This is a genomic window from Bacillus sp. es.036, from assembly GCF_002563635.1.
Classification (GTDB): domain Bacteria; phylum Bacillota; class Bacilli; order Bacillales; family Guptibacillaceae; genus Guptibacillus.
On record NZ_PDIZ01000003.1, the window covers coordinates 499,618 to 525,787 of the forward strand.

General features: G+C 40.4%; 30 protein-coding genes. 27 read left to right on the plus strand and 3 right to left on the minus strand.

Translation table 11 applies throughout. The annotated features are described in order from the left end of the window. The first annotated feature begins 82 nt into the window (after positions 1-82). From ATG70_RS21370 to paaX, 9 genes are all read left to right on the plus strand, one after another. Complete coding sequence (locus tag ATG70_RS21370) at positions 83-1,609, plus strand: fatty acid--CoA ligase family protein (protein ID WP_098446472.1); 1,527 nt, start codon at positions 83-85, stop codon at positions 1,607-1,609. A 118-nt stretch (positions 1,610-1,727) separates the two neighbouring features. Next, entirely contained in the window at positions 1,728-2,684 is a 957-nt protein-coding gene (gene paaA / locus ATG70_RS21375) for a 1,2-phenylacetyl-CoA epoxidase subunit PaaA (RefSeq protein WP_098446473.1), read from the plus strand. A 6-nt stretch (positions 2,685-2,690) separates the two neighbouring features. Then, positions 2,691-3,032 carry a 1,2-phenylacetyl-CoA epoxidase subunit PaaB gene (paaB, locus tag ATG70_RS21380; protein ID WP_098446474.1) on the plus strand — a complete coding sequence of 114 codons (342 nt, stop codon included), beginning with the start codon at positions 2,691-2,693 and terminating at the stop codon, positions 3,030-3,032. Continuing rightward, positions 3,032-3,811, plus strand: coding sequence for a 1,2-phenylacetyl-CoA epoxidase subunit PaaC (paaC, locus tag ATG70_RS21385; RefSeq protein ID WP_098446475.1), 780 nt, complete (start codon positions 3,032-3,034; stop codon positions 3,809-3,811). Before paaB ends, paaC begins: the two co-directional genes overlap by 1 nt. Before the next feature lie 13 nt (positions 3,812-3,824). Beyond that, positions 3,825-4,298, plus strand: a complete 474-nt coding sequence (gene paaD / locus ATG70_RS21390) for a 1,2-phenylacetyl-CoA epoxidase subunit PaaD (RefSeq protein WP_098446476.1) — start codon at positions 3,825-3,827, stop codon at positions 4,296-4,298. Positions 4,299-4,559: 261 nt separating this feature from the next. Then, positions 4,560-4,880, plus strand: coding sequence for an EthD family reductase (locus tag ATG70_RS21395; protein ID WP_098446477.1), 321 nt, complete (start codon positions 4,560-4,562; stop codon positions 4,878-4,880). Between the two features lie 15 nt (positions 4,881-4,895). Further along, positions 4,896-5,669 carry an enoyl-CoA hydratase-related protein gene (locus ATG70_RS21400; RefSeq protein ID WP_098446478.1) on the plus strand — a complete coding sequence of 258 codons (774 nt, stop codon included), beginning with the start codon at positions 4,896-4,898 and terminating at the stop codon, positions 5,667-5,669. 134 nt (positions 5,670-5,803) lie between these two features. Continuing rightward, complete coding sequence (locus tag ATG70_RS21405; RefSeq protein ID WP_098446479.1) at positions 5,804-6,580, plus strand: enoyl-CoA hydratase-related protein; 777 nt, start codon at positions 5,804-5,806, stop codon at positions 6,578-6,580. Positions 6,581-6,672: 92 nt separating this feature from the next. Next, on the plus strand, positions 6,673-7,566 hold the full coding sequence (gene paaX / locus ATG70_RS21410; protein WP_179886361.1) for a phenylacetic acid degradation operon negative regulatory protein PaaX: 894 nt from the start codon (positions 6,673-6,675) through the stop codon (positions 7,564-7,566). Positions 7,567-7,607: 41 nt separating this feature from the next. Here the strand turns inward: paaX and ATG70_RS21415 are convergent, their stop codons facing one another. Next, a complete protein-coding gene (locus ATG70_RS21415) occupies positions 7,608-8,132 on the minus strand; it encodes a gamma carbonic anhydrase family protein (RefSeq protein ID WP_098446480.1) in 525 nt (174 codons plus the stop codon). Positions 8,133-8,299: 167 nt separating this feature from the next. Between ATG70_RS21415 and ATG70_RS21420 the strand changes: the two genes are divergently transcribed. From ATG70_RS21420 to ATG70_RS21465, 10 genes are all read left to right on the plus strand, one after another. Further along, positions 8,300-9,268, plus strand: coding sequence for an NAD(P)H-dependent flavin oxidoreductase (locus ATG70_RS21420; protein ID WP_098446481.1), 969 nt, complete (start codon positions 8,300-8,302; stop codon positions 9,266-9,268). A 172-nt stretch (positions 9,269-9,440) separates the two neighbouring features. After that, positions 9,441-10,451 carry an ABC transporter substrate-binding protein gene (locus ATG70_RS21425; RefSeq protein ID WP_373560798.1) on the plus strand — a complete coding sequence of 337 codons (1,011 nt, stop codon included), beginning with the start codon at positions 9,441-9,443 and terminating at the stop codon, positions 10,449-10,451. A 105-nt stretch (positions 10,452-10,556) separates the two neighbouring features. Continuing rightward, positions 10,557-11,591 carry an ABC transporter permease gene (locus tag ATG70_RS21430; RefSeq protein WP_098446482.1) on the plus strand — a complete coding sequence of 345 codons (1,035 nt, stop codon included), beginning with the start codon at positions 10,557-10,559 and terminating at the stop codon, positions 11,589-11,591. After that, a complete protein-coding gene (locus ATG70_RS21435) occupies positions 11,557-12,351 on the plus strand; it encodes an ABC transporter ATP-binding protein (protein ID WP_098446483.1) in 795 nt (264 codons plus the stop codon). Before ATG70_RS21430 ends, ATG70_RS21435 begins: the two co-directional genes overlap by 35 nt. Positions 12,352-12,547: 196 nt before the next feature. Next, a complete protein-coding gene (locus ATG70_RS21440; protein WP_098446484.1) occupies positions 12,548-12,943 on the plus strand; it encodes a thioesterase family protein in 396 nt (131 codons plus the stop codon). Between the two features lie 25 nt (positions 12,944-12,968). Then, positions 12,969-14,069 (plus strand): Glu/Leu/Phe/Val dehydrogenase dimerization domain-containing protein, encoded by a 1,101-nt coding sequence (locus tag ATG70_RS21445; RefSeq protein ID WP_373560799.1) that lies wholly within the window; start codon positions 12,969-12,971, stop codon positions 14,067-14,069. A 24-nt stretch (positions 14,070-14,093) separates the two neighbouring features. Beyond that, positions 14,094-15,158 carry a pyruvate dehydrogenase (acetyl-transferring) E1 component subunit alpha gene (gene pdhA / locus ATG70_RS21450; protein ID WP_098446486.1) on the plus strand — a complete coding sequence of 355 codons (1,065 nt, stop codon included), beginning with the start codon at positions 14,094-14,096 and terminating at the stop codon, positions 15,156-15,158. Further along, positions 15,155-16,150, plus strand: a complete 996-nt coding sequence (locus ATG70_RS21455; RefSeq protein ID WP_098446487.1) for an alpha-ketoacid dehydrogenase subunit beta — start codon at positions 15,155-15,157, stop codon at positions 16,148-16,150. The genes pdhA and ATG70_RS21455 overlap by 4 nt, the downstream gene beginning before the upstream one ends. A 14-nt stretch (positions 16,151-16,164) precedes the next feature. Further along, the gene (locus ATG70_RS21460; RefSeq protein WP_098446488.1) at positions 16,165-17,310 is read left to right on the plus strand and encodes a dihydrolipoamide acetyltransferase family protein; all 1,146 of its coding nucleotides are present in this window, start codon (positions 16,165-16,167) and stop codon (positions 17,308-17,310) included. Next, complete coding sequence (locus ATG70_RS21465; RefSeq protein ID WP_098446489.1) at positions 17,310-18,719, plus strand: dihydrolipoyl dehydrogenase family protein; 1,410 nt, start codon at positions 17,310-17,312, stop codon at positions 18,717-18,719. The genes ATG70_RS21460 and ATG70_RS21465 overlap by 1 nt, the downstream gene beginning before the upstream one ends. A gap of 52 nt (positions 18,720-18,771) precedes the next feature. Here ATG70_RS21465 and ATG70_RS21470 read toward each other — a convergent pair whose 3' ends face one another. Further along, the gene (locus tag ATG70_RS21470; protein ID WP_098446490.1) at positions 18,772-19,341 is read right to left on the minus strand and encodes a helix-turn-helix domain-containing protein; all 570 of its coding nucleotides are present in this window, start codon (positions 19,339-19,341) and stop codon (positions 18,772-18,774) included. A 111-nt stretch (positions 19,342-19,452) separates the two neighbouring features. Here ATG70_RS21470 and ATG70_RS21475 point away from each other — a divergent pair, with 111 nt between their 5' ends. From ATG70_RS21475 to ATG70_RS21505, 8 genes are all read left to right on the plus strand, one after another. Beyond that, positions 19,453-20,154: an AzlC family ABC transporter permease gene (locus ATG70_RS21475; protein ID WP_373560800.1), complete on the plus strand. Its 702-nt coding sequence runs from the start codon at positions 19,453-19,455 to the stop codon at positions 20,152-20,154. Next, the gene (locus ATG70_RS21480; RefSeq protein ID WP_098446492.1) at positions 20,147-20,452 is read left to right on the plus strand and encodes an AzlD domain-containing protein; all 306 of its coding nucleotides are present in this window, start codon (positions 20,147-20,149) and stop codon (positions 20,450-20,452) included. Before ATG70_RS21475 ends, ATG70_RS21480 begins: the two co-directional genes overlap by 8 nt. A 93-nt stretch (positions 20,453-20,545) precedes the next feature. Then, positions 20,546-20,668: a hypothetical protein gene (locus ATG70_RS22870; RefSeq protein WP_255462048.1), complete on the plus strand. Its 123-nt coding sequence runs from the start codon at positions 20,546-20,548 to the stop codon at positions 20,666-20,668. A 125-nt stretch (positions 20,669-20,793) separates the two neighbouring features. Further along, positions 20,794-21,666: a Cof-type HAD-IIB family hydrolase gene (locus ATG70_RS21485; protein WP_098446493.1), complete on the plus strand. Its 873-nt coding sequence runs from the start codon at positions 20,794-20,796 to the stop codon at positions 21,664-21,666. Between the two features lie 139 nt (positions 21,667-21,805). Further along, positions 21,806-22,057, plus strand: a complete 252-nt coding sequence (locus ATG70_RS21490; RefSeq protein WP_098446494.1) for a hypothetical protein — start codon at positions 21,806-21,808, stop codon at positions 22,055-22,057. 191 nt (positions 22,058-22,248) lie between these two features. Further along, positions 22,249-23,517 carry a M48 family metallopeptidase gene (locus ATG70_RS21495; RefSeq protein ID WP_098446495.1) on the plus strand — a complete coding sequence of 423 codons (1,269 nt, stop codon included), beginning with the start codon at positions 22,249-22,251 and terminating at the stop codon, positions 23,515-23,517. 189 nt (positions 23,518-23,706) lie between these two features. Next, positions 23,707-24,093 (plus strand): YueI family protein, encoded by a 387-nt coding sequence (locus ATG70_RS21500; protein WP_179886363.1) that lies wholly within the window; start codon positions 23,707-23,709, stop codon positions 24,091-24,093. A gap of 3 nt (positions 24,094-24,096) precedes the next feature. After that, entirely contained in the window at positions 24,097-24,633 is a 537-nt protein-coding gene (locus ATG70_RS21505; protein WP_257147828.1) for a redoxin domain-containing protein, read from the plus strand. Positions 24,634-24,683: 50 nt separating this feature from the next. Here the strand turns inward: ATG70_RS21505 and ATG70_RS21510 are convergent, their stop codons facing one another. Further along, the gene (locus ATG70_RS21510) at positions 24,684-26,021 is read right to left on the minus strand and encodes a DUF2254 domain-containing protein (RefSeq protein ID WP_179886364.1); all 1,338 of its coding nucleotides are present in this window, start codon (positions 26,019-26,021) and stop codon (positions 24,684-24,686) included. Positions 26,022-26,170 lie beyond the last annotated feature (149 nt).

Here is a 26,170-nt window from a genome sequence, read left to right on the forward strand (position 1 = left end):
TTGCTAGTAAAATTTTCTTCCAATATAATATATTTAGAAAATTAAAAATGAATGATCACTCATTCATATAGGAGGAGAGCGAATGAATCTATCTCAGCAATTAACAGAGACAGCGGCGACTTATCCTGAGAAACAAGCTTACATATATCAGGATGAAGCTGTCTTGTACAAAGAACTTGATCAGAAAGTTTCTGCTTTTGCTGCAAACTTATCGGCAGAAGGAATTAAAAAAGACGATCACGTGGCTTTAATATTAGGGAACTCACCAGAGTTTTTAATTGCTTACTACGGTGTCTTAAGAGCTGGTGCAGTCGTTATTCCAATTAATCCTATTTATACTCCAGATGAAATTGGCTATCTTCTTCATAATGGAGACGTGAAGGCTATTGTTACATTGGAACAAGCACTCCCTCTAGTTGAAAAAATGGCCGATCAATTAACCGATATCGTTCTTGTTGCTTATACAGGTGAAGGGAAAGAAGAGAGAGTTATTGCAAACACAAAATTGAAACCGTTTACAAAAATGATTAAGGATCAAAACGAGGTTTTTCCAGATGTTACGATAAACGAAGATGACTTGGCTGTTATCCTGTATACATCGGGAACAACAGGAAAACCAAAAGGTGCGATGCTTTCGCATAAGAATTTATTTAGTAATGCATCAGATACTGGCTCTTATCTTCAGATCTCTTCTAATGACGTTGTGGTCACTGCCCTTCCTATGTTTCACGTGTTTTGCATGACCGTTTCAATGAATGCCCCTCTTATTTCAGGAGGGACGTTGTTAATCCTTCCTAAGTTCAGTCCTCAAGAAGTTTTCCGCGTTGCCGAGAAATTCAAAGCTACTATTTTTGCAGGAGTACCAACCATGTATAATTTCTTATACCAATACCCAGAAGGTCGAGCTGAATATTTTCAGCATATGCGACTTTGTATTTCAGGAGGTTCTTCTTTACCTGTGGCCCTTCTACACCGTTTTGAAGAAAAGTTTCAAGTTCGGATTTCAGAGGGATATGGATTATCAGAAGCATCACCTGTGACGTGCTTCAATCCACTGGATCGTCCCCGTAAAGCAGGCTCGATTGGTATGAACATCACGAATGTTGAAAATAAAGTCGTTAATGAACTAGGTCAGGAAGTTCCGGTAGGGGAGGTTGGAGAGCTAGCAGTTAAAGGTCCAAATGTGATGAAAGGTTATTATAAAATGCCAGAGGATACCGCAGTAACGCTGAAAGAAGGCTGGCTATTTACTGGTGATTTAGCGAAGATGGATGAAGAGGGCTACTTCTATATTGTGGATCGCAAAAAGGATATGGTCATCGTAGGCGGATATAATGTCTATCCAAGAGAAGTTGAAGAAGTTCTTTATCAGCATCCTGATATCGTTGAAACAGCAGTAGTGGGCGTCCCAGATCCAAACTTCGGGGAGGCAGTTCAAGCCTTTGTTGTCACAAAGCAGCAGATGACGGAAGAAGATGTAATGAACTATTGTAAAGAGCATCTGGCAAAATATAAATGCCCGACGATTGTAGAATTTATTAGTGAATTGCCGAAGAATACAACTGGAAAAATATTAAGAAAAGCTCTTCGTAAACAAGTAAACGCTTAAGACAAAAGCCGATCCATTTTGGATCGGCTTTTGTTATGAATAATCAGAAAACAATTGATATTTATATAACAATAAAATATAATGACGTTAAATATACGTTATATTGGAGGTGCGCACAATGGTGATTTCTTTAAACGAAAGAATGGATCATTTTATGAATCGTATCAATAGTGGCGAAAAAATTGAAGCGGATGATTGGATGCCAGATGACTATCGAGAAGCGTTAATTCGTTTGATATCCATGCATGGGATTAGTGAGATTATGGGAGCTTTACCTGAAAAAGAGTGGGTTCCAAAGGCTCCATCTATCTACCGAAAGCTTGCGATTATGGCGAAAGTTCAGGATGAAATGGGCCATGGTCAGCTATTGCTTCGAGTAGCAGAAGATTTAATGGAACCACTAGGGAGAAATCGTGATGATATTATGAAAGATCTTTTTTCAGGAAAATTGAAATTCCATAATGTCTTTCATATGAAAGCTCCAACGTGGGGGGATGCTGGTGTGATTGCATGGTTAGTAGACGGTGCCGCAATTATATCGCAGACGATGATGCTTGGAACGTCTTATGGACCTTATGGCCGCGCTTTGAAACGTATTTGTGCTGAAGAGGTGTTTCATGCTCAGCATGGTGAAAGCATTATTATGGCCCTAGCTGAAGGAACGAAGGAGCAACGTACCTTATTACAAGATTCTATTAACAGATGGTGGACCTCGTTATTAATGTTTTTTGGGCCAAAAACAAACGCCGAAACAGGACACAGCCATCAAGATAAAAATATGCGCTATAAGCTTCGTACCAAAACGAATGAACAGCTCAGGCAGGAATTTCTAACAAAATATGTTCCTCGAGTATGGGCGCTAGGTCTAACGATTCCAGATCCCACGCTGAAATTTGATGAAGAAACTTCTGAATGGCAGTATCAACAGCCAGATTGGGAAGAATTCAAGAAAATTGTGACTGGACATGGTCCAAAATCGAAGGAGCGATTAGCGCTACGAATGCGCTCGTATGAAATGAATAGCTGGGTAAGGGAAGCGCTTGGAACAAGTGAGGTATCAAATGTTGCGAGGTGATATGTCGTGAGTAATAAAGACAGTCTTTTCTATGAAGTTTACGAGGTGTTCAGTAAAAAAACAGATACATCTTCACTACAGCATCAATTTAGTCTTCTCGCGCCAAATCAGGAATTAGCATTTGTTATGGCAAAGGAGAACTTCTTTCGACGTGAGCAAGTAGCTGATATTTGGGTCGTCAAGCGGGATCACATAAAACGAATGAGTCAGGAAGAAAAAGAAGCGATGAAACATTTAGAGAAAGATTATCGTGAAACAAAAGGATATGGTTATTTAAAGAAAAAATGGCGCCAGTATGAGCAGGAGCAGCTTACTGAAAAAGATATCATGGGAGGAGGAGAAGGCTAATGGATGAGTCTATCGAATATCGCGAGTGTTTAATTGAACTGATCTATCAATTAGCTGATGATGATTTTCTGCTAGCATACCGTGGATCAGAATGGCTAGGTCTTGCGCCTCATATTGAAGAAGATGTAGCGTTTGCTTCAATTAGTCAGGATTTGATGGGGCATGCCGCACTTTATTATGGATTACTAGAAGAGCTTGGAGAAGGAAAGATAGATCACTTAACGCATAATCGCTCTCCTGAATATTTTCGAAATGCCATTCTTGTAGAGTTGCCGAATGGAACGGGGACTTATTTAGAAAATCCATCATATGATTGGGCATTTACTGTTGTTCGAAATTACTTCTATACGCTGGCCAAAAAGGTTCGACTTGATTCAATTAAGAAATCATCTTATGAGCCACTGCAACACATTGTTCAAAAAATCTCCATTGAGATGAGCTACCATATGATGCATTGGGAAGTTTGGTTTAAGCAGCTTTTCAGTAGTACAGCTGAAGCGAAAAGTAGAATGGAAGAAGCAATGAGCATTGTATTTGAAGAGTTAGGTGGTGTTTTTTCATACGGGAGTATTGGTGATCGAATGGCCAAGCTTTCGCTTATTGAAAGTGAAGAGATCCTTAAGGAACGATGGATGGTTTACTTAAACAATGAAAAAATACATTATTCTATGAAAATGAAACAGGGGGATGGTCGAAATGGCACTCATACACCCCATTTAGGGGAAGCGCTTGCTACGCTGTCGGAAGTATATCAATCTGTCCCTACAGCGGAGTGGTAAGGAGGGGGAGGAAATGATACTTAAAGAGAAAGTGATGAAGGTGCTCGATACGGTAAAAGATCCGGAGATTCCTGTTGTAAGCGTAGTGGACCTTGGGATGATCCACAACGTTTCTTTTCATAATGATCGAGTCACAATTGAAGTGATGCCAACATTCTCGGGGTGTCCTGCATTAGAAATCATCAAAAGGAATATCGAGCTCGCTGTAGAAAGTATTCCTGAAGTGAATTCTTTATCTGTTGCATTTATTCGGCATCCGATATGGACAACCGAACTTGTTTCGGAGAAGGGGAAGCAGGAGTTGAAAAAGTTTGGTATTGCGCCACCTGAAGACCGTGTGGAAGGGGAATGGCATGTGCCGTGTCCATATTGTGGATCAGTTTATACAACAATGGATAATATTTTTGGACCAGCCGCTTGTCGAAGTATTTTGTATTGTAAGTCATGTAAAAACCCATTTGAAGCGATGAAGCCTGTATCAATTTAATTAGCTCTTTTCGTAGTTATTGTTGTTTTTAGATAAGTGGTTCATTTCCGCTCCAGGATGCTCCCTTTCCGCGGGGCGGGCGGTGAGCCTCCTCGTCGCTTACGCTCCTGTGGGGTCTCACCTGTCCCGCTAGTCCCGCGCAGGAGTCGAGCATCCTTCCGCTACAATTAGCGAAGTGTGGTTTTTATTCAATAATTGATTCAAAAGCAACAATCTATTAGAAAAGAGCCATTTAATTAAAATAAGAAAGGTTGATGAATGATGGTTAAAGTGATCGCATTGTATAAACAGCCGGAGAACGCCCAGAAATTCGATGAGCATTATTTTAATACGCACGCCCCAATTACAGCTAAAATCCCTGGACTGAAGAAAATGGAAGTGACAAAGATTGTTGGCTCACCTATGGGAAAAAGTGACTATTATTTGATGTGTGAAATGTACTATGAAGATCATGAATCGATGAAAGCCGGAATGAAATCTCAAGAAGGCAAGGCTTCAGGTAAAGATCTAATGAGTTTTGCTGGCGATCTTGTAACACTAATGATTGGTGAAGAAGTTGGAGAAACAGCAGATACAAAATAAAGTGAGGTGCAATGAATGTTTGAAACGATTGAATATGAAGTAAAGGATCGCGTAAGTTGGATTCGGTTAAATCGACCGAATAAATTGAATGCGTTTACATTTAAAATGAATCAAGAAATAACGGAAGCGATGAAGCTAGCGAATAACGATAATGAAGCTCGCTGTGTGGTGATCACAGGTAATGGAAGAGCTTTTTGCTCAGGTCAGGATTTAGGTAGCGTTGAAGAAGGTGTGGATCATGGTGAAATGCTAAGGGCTGCTTATAATCCGATGGTAAAAGAAATTACCTCATCATCTAAACCGGTCATCGCTGCAGTTAACGGTGTAGCGGCTGGTGCAGGCATGAGTCTTGCTCTTGCGTGTGATTTTCGATTAGCTCATGAGAACGCTAGCTTTATTGAAGCATTTGTTCATGTTGGTCTTGTGCCTGATTCTGGGAGTACCTATTTCCTTCCACGTCTTATCGGTCATGCAAAAGCGCTAGAACTTGCTCTACTTGGAGACAAAGTAAGTGCTCCAGATGCTAAGCACCTTGGTCTTGTGACGCAAATTTTCTCTAATGAACAGTGGGAGAAAGGGATTAATCAATTTGCAAATCGTCTAGCAAGCCTTCCCCCAAAAGCGGTATCTCTCATTAAACAGAGTTTACTTCGAAGCTGGGATAGTACCCTTGATGAGGTGCTTGAAATGGAAGCTGTTGCGCAGGCCGAAGCTGGTCAAACGAAAGATCATAAGGAAGGGCTTCGAGCATTTACTGAGAAACGTAAACCAGTTTTCCAGGGGAGTTAAGAGAGCGAGAGAAAAAAGCAGGAAACCGGGGGTAAATCTCGAATAGATGCTATAGAGCGAAAGTAGCCGTGGAGGTTGGTGAACCTACTTCCCGGCTCTTTCCTATGCTTACTACCATAGAAGGAGGTCTTCAAATGTCAGTTGTTACATATGAAGTAAAAAACCATGTTGGATACGTAACTTTAAATCGACCAGAAGTTCTAAACTGTTTTAATTACGAAACCCTTTCAGTACTGCAGGGAATTATTGACGATATTTATTCAGATCGCGAGGTTCGTGCCGTTATTTTTTTTGGAGCTGGTGAAAAGGCTTTCAGCGCAGGAGCTGATTTGAAAGAAAGAAGAACACTCTCTGACAGTGAAGTCCGCCGCAACGTAAAAAAAATCCGAGAAGTGTTTTCTTCTGTTGAATCACTTCCTCAGCCAACAATCGCAGCATTGAATGGGTTTGCTTTTGGTGGAGGTTTTGAGCTTGCTCTTGCATGTGATTTCCGCTATGCCGTCGAAGGCACAAAGATGGGCTTAACCGAAACAAGTCTAGGTATCATACCTGGGGCGGGAGGAACTCAGCGTTTACCTCGTCTAATTGGCACAGCGAAAGCGATGGAATTGGTGTTAACAGCACGAAAACTAACATCAGAAGAGGCTTACGAAAATGGTATTCTAAACGGTGTCGTAACACGTGAAGACTTGCTTAAAAAATGTGAAGAGTTAGCACAAGAAATCTGTAAAAATGCTCCAATTGCTGTGCAGCAGGCGAAGTTTGCTGTCCGAGAAGGTATGAATGTGGATCGTCATACAGGAATGGCAATTGAATCGAAAGCTTATGAAGTAACAATCCCAACGAATGACCGTCTTGAAGCATTGGATGCCTTTGCAGAAAAAAGGAAACCAATTTTTAAAGGGGAGTAGTTGTTGCAGAAGAGGAAAGGCTCTGGTAGTATAACATCATATTTGAACCGCGTTTTTATGACGGAATGCTTTAAGCAAGCGGAGGTATGATGATGAGCGAATCTTTGAATACACGCTCCATGATTTTCACATTGTATGGAGAGTATGTTAGACACTATGGAAATGATATTTGGATTGGTAGTTTGATTCGTCTTCTAAAAGAGTTTGGGCACAATGATCAATCTGTTCGAGCGGCGATTTCACGAATGAGTAAGCAGGGCTGGGTGGAAGCAAGGAAAGAAGGAAATAAGAGTTTCTACTATTTAACAGAACGTGGGATTAGGAGAATGGATGAGGCGGCTGAGAGAATATTTAAGCTCCGGCCAGCAGAATGGGATGGAAGATGGCGTATGTTTCTTTATACGATTCCTGAAGAGAAGCGACATATTCGAGATGAGCTACGTAAAGAGCTTGTTTGGAGCGGGTTCGGCAGTTCATCCGCTAGCTTATGGCTTTCACCTAATCACCTTGAAGAACAGGTGAAATGGCTGATCGATAAGTATGAAATTAATGACTACGTTCATTTCTTTGTTGCTGATTATAAAGGTCCACACGAAAACTATGCCCTCGTCAATGAATGCTGGGATTTGAATGAAATAAGCAATCGATACCGTGAGTTTATTAAAATGTATAGTGAGCGTTATGTTATCGATCGTAGTAAAATTGAAAAAGGGAAAATGAGTGATGGCGACTGTTTTGTAGAACGCGCTAAGCTCGTTCATGAGTACCGGAAGTTTCTATTTATTGATCCAGGTCTTCCATCACAACTATTACCTGACGAATGGCCTGGCGAGCATGCAGCCATGTTATTTAGCGATTACTATAAAACCCTTGCGAAACCAGCTTCACGTTTTTTTGAAGAAGTTTTTCGAGAAGGAAATGAACTGAAAAATAAAGATAATGAGTATGATGCGCTCCAGCATCCTTTGTTATCTGACAGGTCATAGAAGTAGAAAGAAGGAACGGGTATCCCGCTCCTTCTTTTTCGTTATCTGAGCACTTCATGTACCTGATTTTTAAATTCTTCTCCCTTTGTTTTATACGTTTCAATCGTTAAGGTGATGAGTTCCTTGTCTTTCTCTGTTAATTGCCTGATTACTTTTCCTGGAGAGCCGAGAACCATAGAATGTGGTGGAATCTTTTTACCAGATGCGATCAGCGTATTTGCCCCTATTAGCGAACCTTCACCAATCTCAGCCCCGTCAAGTACGATTGCTCCCATACCGATTAATGCTCCATTACGAATCGTACAGCCATGTAGAATCGCATTATGGCCAACAGATACTTCGTCTTCTAACACAAGTGGGAACCCTTCAAACAAATGGCACGTACAATTGTCCTGGATATTGCACCCTTTTCCAATTGTGATTGGTGCTTCATCCCCTCTTAAAACGGCATTAAACCATACGGTCGATTTTTCTCCAATTGTGACATCCCCAATAATTTTGGCGCCTGGAGCTACGTACACATCTTCCGCAAGATCTGGTGTTAAACCATTATACGAAAATAACATATAAGCGCGTTCTCCTTTCTGAAATAACAGGCTAGTGACGGGCTAGAAATAAATCGTGTTTCATAAGAAGCAGGAATTTTTTGTTTTACTTTGAATGTTATAAATAAGTATAACACGTTTTATATAAAGCGTATTAATATCGTCATGAATTTAGGGGGAGATATAAAATGAGACGTCTTTGTGAGTTGCTGTCCGTTCACTACCCATTTATACAAGGAGGAATGGGGAATATTTCTAGTCCTGTTCTTGCATCAGCTGTGTCTGAAGCAGGCGGACTCGGGACAATCGGAACGGGTACTTTAACAGTAGATGAAGTAGAATTATTGCTTCTTGATATGAAGAAACGAACTAAGAAAACATTTGCGCTCAATATACCAATTTCAGTTACAGAAAACTTAAAAGGAATGTGTGAATTAGCTGTAAAACACGCTGTACCTGTCGTCTCACTTTCAGCCGGTAATCCAGCCCCTTATATTCATTATTTTAAACAAAATAACATTAAGGTCATTTGTGTTACCGCTAGCGTGAAGCATGCACAAAAAGCTGAAAAATCTGGTGCAGATCTTATCGTAGGAGAAGGCTTTGAAGCAGCTGGGATCAATTCTCCACTTGAGCTTACGACGATGACGCTTATTCCTCAACTTGTCGCTAAAGTGCAAATACCTGTCGTTGCTGCAGGAGGAGTAGGTGATTCAAAAGGCTTTGCCGCAGCATTGGCTTTAGGGGCAGAGGGGATTCAAATGGGAACAAGATTAATAGCAACGAAGGAATCTCCTTATCATGAACGGTATGTTGAAAGGTTACTAGAAGCAGCTGATACAGAAACTGTTATCGTAGGACGGAGCGTCGGAAAAGTACGTAGGATCTTAAAAACAGCTTATGCTGACCGGTTAATTCAAGCGGAAGGAGCAGGTATTCATCCAGATGATTTTGAAGCAATGACAGATGAGGAAAAGCATCGAATTGGTGCAGTAGAAGGGCGATTGGAAGAGGGATTTATTAATGGCGGACAAATAAGCGGATTAGTTAAGTCCATTCCGACAGTTCAGGAGCTATTTAAAGAAATGATGGAAGGAGCTGAGCAAATTTACGAGAATCAGATGAAGGCATTTAAAGGTTTTTATTTAAAGCACTAGATCTATATCAAAATATTATTTTTGAAAATATAAAATAGTAATAATTGTTTGAATACTCGTTGACAAGCTAGATTTGCCAGTGTACCATAACGATACAATATGCCGGACAGGCGATAGGATTAAAATATGATGACAATAAGTTGGGAGAACTTATTTGGGGGAGGACAGGCATTTGAAATCCTGGAAAAAGTGGATTGGAATTTCGGTAGTAAGCGTGATGGCACTTGCAGGGTGTGGATCGAACAATTCGTCATCAAACGCAGATGATGAAGGACAAGCAAGTAAAGATACTTATACAATTGGCGTCACACAAATCGTGGAGCACCCTTCACTAGATGCAGCTTATGAAGGTTTTAAAATGGCACTCGAAGAGAACGGATTTAAAGAAGGAGATAACATTACTTACGATGTTCAAAATGCTCAGAATGACATGAACAACAGTAACACGATTGCGCAAAACCTCGTAGGTGATGAAGTAGATTTAATTTTTGCGAATTCAACTCCAAGCGCACAGTCCGCGTTAAATGCCACTTCCGATATTCCGATTGTTTTTACTTCGGTAACGGATCCAGTCGGGGCAAAACTTGTCGAGGATTTTGATAAGCCAGGTGAGAATATAACAGGTACAACAGATACTCATCCTGAAGCGATTCCAAAAACAATTGAGTTTATTGCCAATGAGTTCGATGCTAAAAATGTTGGGCTGATCTACAATGCTGGGGAACAAAATTCTGTGGCCCAAGTTGATATTGTGAAAGAAGCAATGGAAGGTAAGGATATGAAAGCTGTTGAGAAGAGTGTTTCCACTTCAGCTGAAGTAAAGCAAGCAGCTGAAGCGCTTGTTGGTAAAGTAGATGTGATTTATATCGTAACAGATAATACGGTCGTATCAGCGCTCGAATCGGTCATTAGCGTAGCAAATGATAAGGACATTCCGATGTTTGCGGGAGAATTTGATTCTGTTAACCGCGGTGCCTTTGCGGCTTATGGTTTTGATTATCAAGATATTGGCTATGAAGCAGGTCAGATGGCTGCAAAGATTTTAAAAGGTGAAGAAACGACGGCAGATATTCCAGTGCAATACCCTCAGAATTTAAAACTTAAAATGAATGAAACAGCAGCAGAAGAAATGGGCATCGAAGTGAAGTCAGAATGGGAAGAGATGGGGGAATACACAGAGTAGAAAAATGGGTTCGAAAAAGAAGGAGTTTTCTTTTTCGAACCTTTTTTACGAATACCGTTTTCAAATGGATAAATACACTGTGAAAAGAATAGGAGGGAGTTCGGTATGGGTTCAGCAATGTTTGGAGCAGTAGAATCTGGCATTATTTATGCAATTATGGCACTTGGTGTTTATTTATCGTTTCGTATTCTAGATTTTCCCGATTTAACCGTTGATGGGAGCTTCGTCACTGGTGCAGCTATTGCTGCAATTCTAATTGTAAATGGAACGAATCCTTTTTTTGCAACGCTTATAGCAATCGGAGTGGGGTTTTTAGCGGGTTGCGTAACAGGCCTCCTACATACAAAAGGGAAAATCAATCCTCTTCTTGCGGGGATTCTTATGATGATTGCACTCTATTCCATAAACTTAAGAATAATGGGAAGGTCCAATGTTCCGTTGCTAAATGAGGAATCTGTCTTTACCAAATTAAAAGGTTTTTTTGAAGCATCTGGGCTCGATCCTCTACTAAGCAACTTAGCTTCATCAATTGGACTTGGCAACCTAACATCAACATGGTCCGTTTTAATAAGCATGCTACTTGTTACGACACTTATAAAAATTTTGACGGATTTATTTTTACGCACGCAAATTGGTCTTGCACTTCGAGCAACAGGTGATAATAAACGAATGATTCGTAGTTTCTCAGCGAACACGGATCAATTTACGATTCTTGGACTTGGGCTTTCGAACGCTCTCGTAGCACTTGCCGGCGCATTAATTGCACAGTATAGCTCATTTGCAGATGTTGGCATGGGCATTGGAATGATTATTATTGGACTTGCTTCAGTGATTATTGGAGAAGCAATTTTTGGAACACGGACAATAGCAGTGACAACATTCGCTGTAGTTGGAGGAGCGATCGTCTATCGAATTGTTGTCAGTTTAGCGCTACGAGTGGATTTCCTGGAGACAGGCGATATGAAATTGATTACAGCTGTGATTGTAATTGCTGCTCTTGTTCTTCCACAATTAATAGATGGTCAAAAAGAACGAAATCGAAAGAAGCGAAAACGTCTTCAGCAAGAGTTGAAGTTAAAAGAAATGAAGGATGGAGGCGAAGAGTATGCTTCAACTAAATCAAATTCACAAAGTATTTAACGAAGGTACGCTTGATGAGAAGATTGCACTTGAAGATATTAATTTAACGCTTGATCCAGGTGACTTTGTTACAGTGATCGGAAGTAACGGGGCAGGGAAATCAACTTTAATGAATATGATTTCCGGGGTATTAACACCTGATGTTGGAGATGTCTTTATTGATGATAAGAAGATTACAAGCTTACCAGAATATAAGAGGTCAAAGTTAATCGGACGCGTTTTCCAGGATCCTATGGCAGGAACAGCTCCATCCATGACGATACAGGAAAACCTGGCCCTCGCCTACAATCGAAATCGAAGAAGAACGCTAATGAAGGGCGTGACTAAAAAGCTGAAAACAACTTTCCAGGAAGCGCTTGAAACGCTTCATCTTGGTCTTGAGGATCGCCTGTCTGCGAAAGTTGGCATGCTATCGGGAGGAGAGAGGCAAGCGCTGTCCCTTTTAATGGCGACTTTCACAGAGCCTAAAATGCTCTTATTAGATGAACATACTGCAGCTCTCGATCCTGCCAGAGCAGCTTTAATTACAAAATTGACTGGTGAAATTGTAGAAAGAACTCAATTAACAACACTTATGGTCACTCATAATATGCAACAGGCGCTGGACTTAGGCAACCGATTAATTATGATGGATAGCGGTAAAATTATATTAGAAGTTGAGGGAGAAGATAAGCAGAATTTAACAATTGAGGCTCTGCTTCAAGAATTCCAGCGAATCAAAGGTACAAAGATGAACAATGATCGAGCCCTCTTAGGGTAGGAATTGAAACCAATCGGATTCCCGGTTGGTTTTTCTTTAAAATGGCTTATGGAGGTAAGGAGGATTCTTTAACTTACCTTTAGTTATTTTCATTATGGCCCGTTCTTAATTTTTCGACAATTCATTGACGGTTATTATACGTGATGTTATTATATCGTTAAATAAACGTCATATATTATGGTGTGAGGTGTAGCTGGTGAAACAGGGAATATCGGTTGGACAAAGTGCTGTCATTCATGTAGAGGTCACGCCAGATATGTATGCTCAGTTTGAAGGTGGAATCATCCATCAGGCTTATTCGACTGTATCGATGGTCTATCATATGGAGTGGGCCGCAAGACAGTTAATCCTTCCTTACCTTGAAGATGATGAAGAGGGAATCGGCGGCGGTGTTGAGGTAAAGCATATGGGCCCAGCGTGTGAAGGGCAGTCCCTTACAATACGAGCCGTTATTATTACACTTACACACAAATCGGTTATTAGCAGAATAGATGTTAAAAAAGGAAGAGAGCTTATTGGGACAGGAAAAGTGATTCAGTTTATCCTCCCTAAAAAGGTGATCGACGAGAAATTAGAAAACGCTAAAATGTAAGCGATTTCATAAAGGGGTGAAAATCGTGTTTGATCGCATAGAAGAGCATGAGCAATTATTATTTTGTAATGATGCTGATACAGGTCTAAAAGCCATAATCGCCATACATAACACAACGCTAGGACCAGCGCTTGGTGGTTGTCGAATGCGTCCCTATGAAACGGTAGATGATGCCATTGAAGATGTCTTAAGACTTTCCAAAGGCATGACGTATAAATGTGCAGCTGCTGATGTGGATTTTGGAGGTGGCAAGGCAGTGATAATCGGTGATCCGCTGATAGATCGGACGCCTGAGCTTTTTCGTGCTTTTGGTCAATTTGTAGAATCTTTGAATGGACGATTTTACACAGGAACAGATATGGGAACAACTCCTGATAATTTTGTTCATTCATTAAGAGAAAGCAGCTGTATTGTAGGGGTTCCAGAAGAATATGGTGGAAGTGGAGATTCCTCCATTCCAACAGCTAACGGCGTTCTTTACGGCATACAAGCTACGAATAAAACTGTTTTCGGTTCAGAAGAACTTGGTGGCAGGACATATGCGATTCAAGGTCTTGGGAAGGTAGGCTATAAAGTCGCGGAAATGCTTCTTGAAAAAGGAGCAGATTTGATTGTTTCAGATATTAATCAATCAGCTATAGATCGTTTAATTCAACGAGCGATTGAGCTCAAGCAGGGGGTAAAGGTCGTTTCTGGGGATTACATTTACGAAGCAGACGCCGATGTTTTTGTTCCCTGTGCACTTGGAGGGATCATTAATGATCAAACCATCCATAAGCTTAAAGTACTAGCAATTGTTGGTTCTGCGAATAATCAGCTTTTAACAAATGAGCACGGCGATCAGCTCAATGAACGCGGTATTCTTTATGCGCCTGACTATATTGTAAATAGCGGGGGGTTGATCCAGGTATCTGATGAGTTGTATTCACCAAACCCCAAACGAGTGCTTCAAAAAACAAAGGCGATTTACGATACGTTATTGTCCATTTTTGAGCAGGCGGAAACTCACTCATTTTCAACGATAAAAGCGGCGAATCTTTTTTGTGAACAGCGAATTGAAAGCCGAAAACGGAGAAATAGCTTCTTTGCGCATAAGAAACCAGGGAAATGGTCTGTTCGCTCTTAATATTAATGTTAGAGGAGGAGTTTAATGGACGTAACTGAGCAATTCCCATTTATTCAATTAGTCAATGGAGAAGGTAAACAACTGGAAGAAAATCCATCCATTACGGTAGCGAATGCAAAACGATTTTATGAACAAATGATGTTTTCTCGTATGTTTGATCGAAAAGCTGTTAATCTCCAGCGTCAGGGTCGAATCGGTACCTATGCTCCGTTTGAAGGTCAAGAAGGCGCGCAAATTGGAAGTGCTCTAGCTTTAGAAGATGGTGACTGGATGTTTCCTACTTATCGTGATCATGCCGCAACGGCAGCTTTTGGGCATTCGCTCGTCAATATCTTTCTTTACTGGAAAGGATGTATTGAAGGGTGTGTTCCTCCAGAAGGAAAACACATTTTTCCACCATCCGTTCCGATTGCTTCCCAAATTCTTCATGCGACTGGTACAGCTTGGGCTGAGAAGAAAAAAGGAAGCGACAGAGTATCGCTTGTATATTTTGGAGACGGTGCAACATCAGAAGGGGATTTTCACGAGGGATTAAATTTTGCTAGTGTGTTCCAAATTCCAGTGGTTTTCTTTAATCAAAATAATGGCTACGCCATTAGCGTTCCGATCGAGCGACAGATGAATACAAAAACCATTGCTCAAAAATCTCTCGCTTATGACATGCCTGGTGTAAGAGTGGATGGAAATGATGTTTTTGCTGTTTATAGTGAAACGCTAAAAGCAGTCGAACGTGCGAGAAAAGGGGAAGGTCCAACGTTGATTGAGGCGGTTACATGGCGCTATGGGGCTCACACGACGACAGATGAGCCATCGAAATATCGTGACCAGGGAGAAAGTGAACGGAGAAGGCAGACGGATGATCCAATTAGTCGAGTTGAAAAGTATCTGAAAGCTGAAGGTAGCTGGGATGCTGATTGGGAGGAAGAGCTTAAGAAAAAGTCTGAGAAACGATTACAACTTGCTGTTGAGGAAATGGAAAAAACAAAAAAATCGGATGAAGGACTTATATTTGATCATGTGTTTGGCACGGATGTTTGGCCTGTTCAAGAACAAAAGGAGCGCTTTTTTCATAAGGAGAGTGGGAAATGAGCATAGCGGTCAATATGAAAAAGCTAACGATGGTGCAGGCGATTACAGAAGCACTAAAGGTGGTTCTTGAAGAAGATGAGTCTGTCCTTGTTCTCGGAGAGGATGTAGGAAGAAACGGCGGAGTTTTTAGAGCAACTGACGGCTTGTTTGAACTGTTTGGTGATCAGCGAGTGATGGATACACCTCTTGCGGAATCAGGTTTAATTGGTACATCAATTGGACTTGCGATGAATGGATATACTCCTGTTGTAGAGATCCAGTTTCTTGGCTTTATTTATCCAGGGTTTAATCAATTAATTACTCATGCAACGCGCATTCGAACGCGAACACAAAGTCGATATACCGTACCACTTACGATTCGAGTACCTTATGGAGCAGGTGTACGGGCCCCTGAAATTCATAGTGATAGTACAGAAGCACTTTTTACTCACATACCTGGGTTGAAGGTAGTCGTTCCTTCAACGCCACATGATGCAAAGGGGCTATTAATTAGTAGTATTAAAGATCCTGATCCGGTTCTGTTTCTTGAGCCGATGAAAATGTATCGGACCGGTAAAGGTGACGTTCCTACAGGAAGTTATACAATTCCGCTTGGTAAAGGTTATAGGCGGCGTAATGGAGAGGATCTATCCCTTTTTGCATGGGGAGCAATGGTGAAAGTTGCGGAAGAAGCAGCGGAGAAAGCCGCTGCTAAAGGAATAGAATGTGATGTTATCGATCTGCGTTCTCTCTATCCTTTAGATAAAGAACTGATCGCAGAATCGGTGCAGAAAACAGGTAGAGCGGTTATTATCCATGAAGCCCCTTCCTCTGGCGGCGTCGGTAGTGAAGTGATTTCAATCATTAATGATTCTTCGTTTCTTTATATGAGGTCTCCAATTAAAAAAGTAACGGGTTATGATGCGCCTGTTCCTTTGTTTACGCTAGAAGATGATTATTTACCGGATGCTAACAAAGTTTTGCGAGCGATTGAAGAGACAGTTCGCTTCTGAAGGGAGGTTGAATGATGGATGTGAAATTGCATGACATTGGAGAAGGAATGTCAGAAGGCGAAATCGTGCAGCTTTTAGTTAAGCCTGGCGATCATGTGCTAGTTGATCAGCCATTAGTCGAAGTACAGACCGATAAAGTGACGGCGGAGCTCCCGTCTCCTTTTGCAGGAAAAGTAGAAACGATTTATGTGGAAGCAGGTGAAGTCATTGAAGTAGGAGGGACGCTTTTAACGATTTCGCCAATTCCACAGCACGCCGAGCAAACACTGCTTCCCAACCGAAAGAAAAGAATTTTAGCGGCCCCTTTTACGAGAAAAATTGCGCGCGAAAATAATGTCGATATTGAGGAAGTTAAGGGGACAGGGCCAGCAGGGCGAATTACTGATGAAGATGTTTTTAGGCATCTTGCGACAACTCAAAAGCCCGAAGAAAAAGAAACAGAGAAAGCAATAGAGAAAGAAGCAAAGGAACGAACTATTCCGTTTTCAACAAGACGGAAACAAATTTCAGCGAAAATGAAAAAATCCACTTTAACCATTCCACATGTGACCCATTTTGACGAAGTTGATGTAACGAACATCTTAGAAATGAAAAAGGCAATGAAAGAAGGTAAGGGTCAATCTATTTCGGTTGCTGCTTTTTATATTAAAGCGGTATGCGTGGCGTTAAAAGAGTTTCCTATTTTTAATTCGGAGTTGAGTGAAGAAGAAGGTCTGATTTACTTGAAGCCCGATCTTCATATTGGTTTAGCTACTGATATGGAAGAAGGACTAATCGTTCCGGTTATCCATCATTGTGATAGACTCTCAATCAACGAAATTCATAAAAAAATGAAAAGCCTTCATAAAGCAGCAATGAACAGTGAACTGACTAGCAAAGACCTTTCATCTGGTACGTTTACTATTAGTAACGCAGGGCCACTTGGCAGTACAGGAGCTACGCCGATTATTAATTATCCAGAGGCAGCGCTTCTCGCTTTCCATAAGACGAAAAAAATGCCGGTTGTGAAAGAGAATGATGAAATTATCATCCGTTCGATTATGTCGATTTCTATGACATTTGATCACCGGATTGCAGATGGAGGTACCTCTATGCGTTTTACGAATCGTTTTATTGAATTGATTGAACAACCTTCCCTACTATTAACGGAGCTTGTCTAATGGTGGTAGGTGAAATTATACATGAAAAAGACGTTGTCATAATTGGAGCAGGTCCAGCCGGATATGAAGCGGCATTTCGTGCTGCTAAGAATGGGAGAGACGTTACGCTAATTGATCGATTTCGTCCGGGTGGAGAATGCCTCCATAGCGGATGCATTCCTTCAAAACTGCTTGCAACCGCTGCTAGGAAAATGCATGAAAAGACACCAGGAATTACGGTGACACCCACACCCGCTTTTTGCATGGACAAATGGCAGGAAGAAAAGAATTCTCTAATTGCTACGATGGAAAAAGGACTACAAGCTCGCTTTCATTCAAGCAACATCGAATGTGTAAAAGGACAGGCATCTTTTCTCTCAGAAAACAGGATTGGAACTGAACAGGGGGAGAAATTTGAAGTGTGGTCATTTAACCATGCCATTCTTGCGACGGGTAGCAGCCCAATTACGCCTAACTTTCTTTCATCTTCTTCTCACCCTAATATTTTTCCTTTAGAACATCTTTATACCTTATCGTCTCTTCCAAATCAGCTTATCCTGTTTGGATCTGATTATCTCACAATAGAGGCTGCTAGCACGTTTCGTGCGCTAGGAGTTGAAGTAACGATTGTGACGGATCAAGAGACCATTCTTTCTGAATGGGATGAAAGCATTCAACGAGAATCGATAAGGCAGTTTAAGAAGCAAAAAGTCTCCTTGTACACAGGAGTATCCGGTTGTCTGGTGAAGGAACGTGAAATGACCCTGGTTTTTTGTAATGCTAAAGGAGAGAACGTAGAGGTAGAAACAGAGATCATCGTCTATTCAATTGGCCGAGTCGGAAATAGCGATTCGTTAAGGGTGGACCAAGTAGGAATTGATATACAGGACGATGGCACTATTCCTACTTCTGAGGAATGTAAAACAACAAGCGCAAACATATATGCTTGTGGTGATCTAACAGGAGGACCTTCCCTCGCAGTGAAAGGAATCAAGCAGGGAAAGACAGCTGCAGATCATTGTTGTGGGATAAAGTCTGCCTTCTCGCTTGAATGCCTTCCAAAGGTCATACACACCCAAACTCCGATATCGTCGGTAGGGTTAACCGAAACAGAAGCGAAAGAAGCAGGGTACGAAGTAATGACAGCGAGCTCCTCAATGAAAGCAAACGGTTATGCGATGGTCACTGGAAACACAGAAGGAAAGGTTGTGATCCATCGTGATCGAGAAAATCATGTGTTGTTAGGATTTCATGCCATAGGTGCTGGTGCAGTAGAACTCATTGAAAAAGCAACGCTTGCTATTGAAATGGGTGCGAGGGATGAAGATTTTATCTATCCTTATACACCGCATCCAGGCTATGGAGAAGCATGGACGGATGCAGTTGAAAGTACAGTGGAGATCATGGTGGATACAAAGGTAAGTCAATAGATAAAACGCTCCGATTGGAGCGTTTTTTGATTTGCTTTTAAAAATCTACTGATCAGCGGAAAGGAGATGGATAATGAATGATCATCGTGGCTTTACAAGGTTGATCAGAAGTATTTCGATAATAGTGGGCGTAATTTGCTGTGAATCTTAAACTTTCTCCATGTGAAATGATATATGTTTGTGTATCAACTTCAAGGCTCATACTCCCTTCTTCAATAAACACATATTCTTCTACGCCCTCAGGGTGAGGGTTTGAATGATAGTTACAGCCCGGGGCAAGTTCAATATAAAAAGTTTCAAATGATTTTCCAGGTTCCATAGGGAAGAGGGGAACGACTTTCATTTTTCCACCTTCTTCTATTAGGGGCTCTATTTCAAATCTGTTTACTTTTTTGATTACGGGCTGTTCTTCATCAATGAATGCTGTGAAAGATACGCCCAGTCCGTTAGCAATTTTCCATAACGTGTTAACGGTAGGATTCGAAGCTCCTCGCTCAATTTGTGCAAGCATTGGCTTACTAACAGAACATCGCTCTGATAATTGATCGAGACTAAATCTATTTTCAAGACGAAGTTTTTTTAATTTCTGACCGATTTGTTGCGTTAACGATTGGTTTTCCATTACATACTCCTTTTTTAGCTGTTTGATGAAGATCATTTATTGAAAATTTGTTTAATATAACATACAATAAGTTTAATATATTAAACAAATTAGAGCAACAGGAGGGATATGATGGAGGCAAGCGTAGCAAACGATTCAGAGTTTGGAGAGGGATTAAAGGCAGGAGTAAGCATTGCTGTCGGGTATATGCCAGTTGCCCTTACTTTTGGTTTACTAGCAAGAACCACAGGACTTACACTTTATGAAGCTGTTCTTATGAGCGTCCTCGTCTTTGCTGGGGCTGCTCAGTACATTACATTAAGCTTAATCGCGATTGGCACAGGTGCATTTGAAATTATTTTTACAATCTTTATCGTTAATATTCGACATCTTTTAATGAGTGCCTCTATTAATGAGAAAGTGGAAGAAGATACACCATGGAGAAAAGCAGTCTATGCCTTTGGTATTACAGATGAAACGTTTACGGTTTCAGCAACGAAAGTAGGGAGACTCACGACTGGATATATGTTTGGTTTATGCTTGATCTCTTATTCCAGCTGGGTTCTTTTTACAGGGGGAGGTTACATAGCTGGTGCTACGCTCCCAGGGGTGATTCAGCAAGGAATGAGTGTTGCGCTTTATGCTATGTTTATAGGATTGCTTATTCCCTCTGCTAAAAAAAGTCGAAAAGTGCTTTTACTAGCAGGCTTTGCTGCTTTATTTAATAGTTTCCTTACGTTCGCTCAGTTTTCAACTGGCTGGGCGATTGTGCTTGCGACTTTGTTGTCTTCCATAATTGTTGAGTGGATGATGGGGGAGGAGAAAAATGAGTAACACGATGATTTGGCTAATTATAGGTCTCGCTATTGTGACGTATATTCCAAGAATGATTCCACTCGTTTTTTTTAACTCAGATAAAATACCACCCGTTATTCAAAACGTATTAAAGAACGTTCCCTTCGCTATTCTAGGGGCGCTCATCTTCCCTGGTATTCTTACAATCAGCGATGATCTCCTATTTGGTGTTATTGGAGCGGTGGCAGCAATCCTTGCTGCATATCTTGGGGCAAACTTAATCGTTGTCGTCATGTTTGCAGTAGCTGTTTTAAGTACGTATGCCTATTTTATTTAATATAAGCAAAAATTAAATGATTTATATTTTCTGATTTCTGTGATATAACCAAAGTAAAACTAAATATTGTCTTCTAAAGAGGAGGAATGAAACATGCATTTGTTTCGTATTTTGATGGTTGGTTTTTTCTCAATGACCGCTGTGTCACTCGTTTGGTTCCAATCTGTCGAAGTGATCTCCTCATTTATTGACTTATTCTTTCACAATAAAAGATAACGTGTTGAAAAGAGCTTTTTTGAAAGCTCTTTTTTCTTTGTTTTTTTATGTGCATTAAAATTTTGCTATACTATTCAAGAACTTTGCAACAAAGATAGAACCAAATAGAAAAGGATGTTGCCCTTATGAGATGTATTTCAATTGATATGGATGGGACGCTGTTAACGAATGAACAAACTGTTAGTTTTGAGAATGTAAATGCTATCCGAGAGGCACAAAGTCAAGGTATTACAGTAGTTCTTAATACTGGGAGAGCTTATGATGGTGCAAAAAAGCCACTTGAAGGTACTGGTCTAGAGCTCCCGATCATTTGCTATAACGGTGCTGAGATTCGTTCAATTGAAGGAGACATTTTACACGCCATTTACCTTGATGATGAGCAAGTTCAGTCGATAAAAGGAATTCTTGATGATGAAAGTATTTATTATCAGCTATTTACAAACAAGGGTGTATTCACTCATGACTATGAGGGCACGATTGACTTAATCATCGATATGATGAAAAGTTCAAATCCTAATTTAACTGAAGAAGAATTGCATGTTGGCGCTAAGCGTCAGTTTGAGAGTTTGTCACTCAAGGCCGTTGATAACTTTGATGAATTGTTGGCAGATAAAAGCCTCCATGTCTATAAATTCCTTAGTTTCTCTTTTGATGAAGAACGATTGGAACGAGCGGCGTCTTCAGCGGAAAGCGTTCAGAAGACAGTTGTGACCTCATCAGGTAAAGAAAACCTAGAAATCAATCACGAGAATGCACAAAAGGGCCTAGCTCTTGAGACGTTTGTTGCCCAAAATGACCTAGATATGAAGCAAACGGCTGCAATTGGAGATAATTATAATGACATTTCCATGTTTAAAAAAGCATCCTATTCCATCGCGATGGGAAATGCCGATGAGAAAATAAAACAACAAGTTTCGTTTGTCACGAAAAGCAACGAACATGATGGCGTTGGGCATGCTATTTATAAATTAATGGACGAAGATCTTCTTTCTAGTTAAGAGAAGTGCAGAAGATGTTTAACTTTTTTGACAACGGGAACTGCTTTTTATAGGAAGGGATTCCCAGTTTGAAGGAGGTTTTCCGGACCCTTGTTCGCGCAGTCTTTGAAATACTCTGCTAAAGGAGCTGGAAAAGACAATGATGAAACCAACAGAAATTGAAGAAAAAGCAACATGTCGGATGTGTGAAACAGAGTATACGTGGTTTATTCCGATTGCTAAGGAAGACGTTCATGCAAATGATCGGGTTGAAGCAACGGGAATCACGACAAAAAGCAGTCAGGCACCAATTGTTGAACTTCATGTCCTTGCAGAATGCCCAGTATGTCGTATCCTCAATCGGTTTGATCACAGTTACGATCGTACAAATGTCTATGTGGAAAGTTCATAAATGCGTTAGGAAGCCGGCAGATTATCTGTCGGCTTTTTTTTGAGGGGGATTGATTAGATTTCCCTTTTAAATCTATTGAAAGGTTTATGGTGATTTTGTAGAACATATAGGAGAGACCGTGATTGGCCTGTTCTAAAAAAATGTTTTGCTCGTACTATTTATATAGAGGTCGTATCGGGAGGAGAATGAAGATGAAGAAACGTATAACATGGATCATTCTAGGATTCTCTATTTATGCCCTGATTCTGGGGCTCTATTTATTTAATTGGGCGGATTTTGGAGTACCTGAGGCGTATCGGGGGACAGCAGCAGATCCAGCAACTTTCATGACAGACAGGCAGTTAGAACTATCAGAGGAGTATTCACGTTACAGAAGTTTTTTATCTTTTATCGCAATCCCCTATGAATGGTTAATTTATTTAGCCGTTCTTGGATTTGGCTTATCAAAGCTGTTTAAGCAATTTAGTGAAGGGGTTTCTAGAAAAAGTGTCGTTGTAGTTCCTCTTTATTTGCTTCTACTTACGACGTTTACATGGTTGCTCACATTTCCTCTGCATTATTGGGCGAGATCACTTTCAGTTAAATACGGCATTAACACTCAATCGTTCTCTGGGTGGATGAAAGATGAAATGATTTCATTTTGGATCGATATTCTGCTAACTTCCATCGTTATCGGTGTTTTGTATGCATTAATGAACCGTTATAAGAAAAAGTGGTGGCTGTTGGCGTGGGGGCTAATGGTTCCGTACCTTGCCTTTATGATGTACATTCAACCAGTTGTCATAGATCCTTTATATAATGATTTTACTTCCCTAACAGATAAAGCACTAGAAGAAGAAATTCTTACAATGGCGGATAGTGCTGACATTCCAGCTGATCGAGTATTTGAAGTAAACATGTCAGAGAAAACAAACGCAATGAATGCCTATGTATCTGGTATTGGTTCAAATTTAAGAATTGTTCTTTGGGATACCACTCTGAATAAGCTAGATGATGATGAAGTGCTGTTTATAATGGCTCATGAAATGGGTCATTATGTGATGAATCATTTATATGGAAATTTAGTTGGTGCACTCGTTACGAGCTTTATGGGATTGTATCTCGCATACAGGCTTCTAGGAGCGATGATTCGAAAATGGGGTGATGCCTGGGGAATTACCTCAGCATCAGATCTTGCATCCTTACCAGCATTATTCCTGCTTTTTTCACTTATGTCTTTCGTTGCTAGTCCTGTTGAGCTAGCGATTTCTCGTAACGCCGAAATGAAAGCAGATGCGTATGCTATCGAAATGACTCATGATGTTGATGCCGCAATTGGGTCTTTTCAAACGTTGACTGTAAACAGCTTAAATGAAGTGAATCCGCCATTTATCGTAAAATACTTTAAATATGGTCATCCTACGATGATGGAACGACTAATTATGTTAAATGAATACGAAAAGGACGCTCCCAATGACTAAGGGGCGTCTTTTTTTTGTATGAATAATCAACAACTTGTAGGGTATCCTGTTTTGAAGTGCTCTTACCGTAACAGAACCTTCACTTTAAGAAAAAGGAAAGATAGTATAGGATGAATAGTGAGTAGTAAATTAGAGTAAGAGATCGTGCTTTATTCATATTGTTAGATTAATGATGATGAGGTGACAAACGTGAACGAAGAAATTAAAAAAGTACTTGATGCTGGCATATATGGAACACCAGAATTAAAGCCAGCCGAAAAAGCCTTGTTCTTATCAACATTTAGAGAGCGAGTTTATATTGCCCTTACGAAAAGACAAGTTGCGCAAAATAATGTTTATAAAGAAGTGAAAGAAGAAATGAGAAGGGTTCGTAATGGAATTCTTTATTTAAATGGGGACTTATCCTATTCGATGCTTTCAAAATATATTAAGGAAGCAAGCAAGCTTTCTTTATCATTTACAATCGTGAATGACAAAGAAACAGACACACCGCTTGGTCTAGTTCTAGCCTCAAAACAGGAAGCGGTTGAGCGAGAAGAGGTTTTTATTCGTGATGATCGCTTTTCATTGGAGTAACGGATGAATAAAAAAGCCAGAATGAAAATGATTAAGAAGTTTGTGTTGATTGTTCTTGCGGTTGCACTTGGATGGGGTATCTATAATACTGTGATTGCTGATCCAAGTGTTGGTACTGAGGTTGGTGATCAGGCGGCAGATTTTACCCTTGAGACGATGGAAGGCAAAGAAGTCGGCCTTTCAGATTATGAAGGACAACCTGTTTTCTTGAACTTCTGGGCAACCTGGTGTCCACCATGTGAAGAAGAAATGCCTGATATTCAACAATTTTCAGATGAATATGGGGAAGAAGTAGCGGTATTATCCGTGAATTTCACTAAGTTTGAACCCAATAAGGAAGCCATTCCCAAATTTGTGGAATCACATAACTTAACATTCCCGATTCTTATGGATCGAGAAGGCAAAGTTGGGGAGAATCTTTATCAAGTTATTTCAATGCCAACGTCATTCATGATTGATCGTGAAGGAGTTATTCGGCAGAAACGAGTAGGTCCGTTGACGTTAAAAGACATGGAAGGATGGCTTGATCAAGTAAAATGAAAAAACGGTCTCGGAAACTGAGACCGTTTTTCTTATTGCGAAAATGGAAGCTATTTGTGTGATATCGGCTGATAAGCATCTTGAAAACCTGTCGCCTTCGCTAGTCTTTCAAGTTTTTCATTAATATAGCGATGATCAAACTTATCGAGAACTTTAGGATCAAATCCTCTAATAACGAATTGCCCAAACTCCCAGATGGTTTCGTGCGTATCGTGTTTGTTTCCATCAGCAGCTAACACTAACGAGTGTAGAATCGATCCTAGAACGGATACATCTTCCTTCGCATAATGTCTGATCTGATAGAAGCTTTTATAAAGGTACGTATCATATGTGATTGGCCTTGTAATCACCCTTAAGTTCTTTTTGGCATCATGGTAGAGAGGATGAGGGATGTGTTTTTGCCCAAGGCGTGATAATACTCTTCCTAATCGGTTAATGCAGTTAATGGCTGTGTTTGGGTCATTAATTCCAGGTGAAATTGCTCTTAAGGCTATTTCAACAAGCTTTTGGATGCCATATTCAATATCTTGATCGGTCGTTCGTTCTGTTCCAAGAGAGAGTGTGTTAAGTAGAACCTGTTGATTGGGATTCTGATCTGAAGAAGACCAGTAGGAAAAAATGACTGTTCCTTCATCAACATACTCTCCAATATCACGTTCAAGTCGAATGATAAAATCAAGTTTTGTAGCAGTTGAAATTAAATCAGGTAAATCGATATTTTGTAAATACCCTGATTTTGTTGAGCGGATTGAAATCGATTTTTTCATCTTAATCTCATCTAATTCCCAGGAGTCCCACGAAGCAAGGTTACCCTGATTAGCCTCTTCAAAGTCTAGAAAAGTACGATCAATTGTGGTCAATGTGTTCATTGTAATGTGGTGAATTAAATTGCCGACAAGAATCCAATTTGAAACGTGATGGATGAAGAATACAAAATAAGCTACACAGACAATGGCATAGATAACGGCGAAAACGGGTGAGAGATAGACCACATCATCTTGACTGCTTTGTTCAATTAAAAGAAGAAGTATAATAAAATAAATAATGCCTCCAACGAAAATACCAAGTACTCTTTTTGTAATGCGATCTGTAATGAAATTTTGTAGGGTTCTTGGTGAGAAGTTAGATAGGTACGTTGTAAGAACAACCATTATGGTTGAAAACGTAATGGTAGTCATTGTTAACATAGAGGAAACGAGCGTGCTTAAGATCGTGACACTTGTGTCATAGGTGGCAAAGAAAAAATAGGGAAGAAAAACAGGCTGCCCTTGAATAACTGTACGATCAATAACCAGAGTTAAAATGGCAGCAAGAAACGCCCCTACCCCATAGAATGTTGGGATAAACCAGAAGCTTGATTGGATTCGCTTAAACTTATTATGCTCCATATCCCCTTTGCCTCCAAATAGAAAGATTAAGGATAGTATGTGAAGATATGGCGATGTTTCATACATATAATGAATGTGGAGAAGAGCAAAAGAGAATTAAGTACACTGTTTTTAGGGTATACAGGAAGTAAAGTCAACTAAAGGAGGAT